This is a genomic window from Streptosporangium sp. NPDC006013, from assembly GCF_040614275.1.
Lineage (GTDB): Bacteria > Actinomycetota > Actinomycetes > Streptosporangiales > Streptosporangiaceae > Streptosporangium.
The window spans coordinates 1,479-2,881 of sequence record NZ_JBEXUE010000783.1; the positions used below are offsets into that span (position 1 = coordinate 1,479).

General features: G+C 56.5%; 1 rRNA gene (only partly in view). It reads left to right on the top strand.

Annotation, left to right across the window (positions count from 1 at the left end):
* Nucleotides 1–1,396: ribosomal RNA gene (locus tag ABZ260_RS49435) — 23S ribosomal RNA — on the top strand; its annotated part reaches 1,478 nt to the left of the window's first position; the annotation flags it as partial.
* Nucleotides 1,397–1,403: the final 7 nt, after the last annotated feature.

Consider the following 1,403-nt stretch of genomic DNA (forward strand, 5'->3'; position numbering starts at 1 on the left):
TGTATCCTGAGATGTGATGCCGAGCCGATTGTGGCGAAGTGGGTGATCCTATGCTGCCGAGAAAAGCCTCTAGTGAGTGTCGTGGCGGCCCGTACCCTAAACCGACTCAGGTGGTCAGGTAGAGAATACTAAGGCGATCGGGTGAACTGTGGTTAAGGAACTCGGCAAATTGCCCCCGTAACTTCGGGAGAAGGGGGGCCTTCGCTGGTGACGAACCTTTGCGTTCTGAGCTGGTGGGGGTCGCAGAGGCCAGGGGGAAGCGACTGTTTACTAAAAACACAGGTCCGTGCGAAGTCGTAAGACGATGTATACGGACTGACGCCTGCCCGGTGCTGGAACGTTAAGGGGACCGGTTAGTCGCACTTGTGTGGCGAAGCTGAGAACTTAAGCGCCAGTAAACGGCGGTGGTAACTATAACCATCCTAAGGTAGCGAAATTCCTTGTCGGGTAAGTTCCGACCTGCACGAATGGCGTAACGACTTCCCCGCTGTCTCAACCGCAGACCCGGCGAAATTGCACTACGAGTAAAGATGCTCGTTACGCGCAGCAGGACGGAAAGACCCCGGGACCTTCACTATAGCTTGACATTGGCGTTTGGAACGTCTTGTGTAGGATAGGTGGGAGACGGTGAAGCTATCACGCTAGTGGTGGTGGAGTCATTGGTGAAATACCACTCTGGTCGTTTTGAACGTCTAACTTCGGTCCGTGATCCGGATCAGGGACAGTGTCTGGTGGGTAGTTTAACTGGGGCGGTTGCCTCCTAAAGAGTAACGGAGGCGCCCAAAGGTTCCCTCAGCCTGGTTGGCAATCAGGTGTCGAGTGTAAGTGCACAAGGGAGCTTGACTGTGAGACCGACGGGTCGAGCAGGAGCGAAAGCTGGGACTAGTGATCCGGCGGTGGCATGTGGAAGCGCCGTCGCTCAACGGCTAAAAGGTACCCCGGGGATAACAGGCTGATCTTCCCCAAGAGTCCATATCGACGGGATGGTTTGGCACCTCGATGTCGGCTCGTCGCATCCTGGGGCTGGAGTAGGTCCCAAGGGTTGGGCTGTTCGCCCATTAAAGCGGCACGCGAGCTGGGTTTAGAACGTCGCGAGACAGTTCGGTCCCTATCCGCTGCGCGCGCAGGAGACTTGAAAGGAGCTGTCCCTAGTACGAGAGGACCGGGACGGACGAACCTCTGGTGTGCCAGTTGTTCCGCCAGGAGCACGGCTGGTTGGCTACGTTCGGAAGGGATAACCGCTGAAAGCATCTAAGCGGGAAGCTCGCCTTGAGATGAGGTCTCCCACCACGAGAGTGGGTAAGGCTCCCGGTAGACGACCGGGTTGATAGGCTGGAAGTGGAAGCGCAGTAATGTGTGGAGCTGACCAGTACTAATAGGCCGAGGACTTGACCACAAAGCAA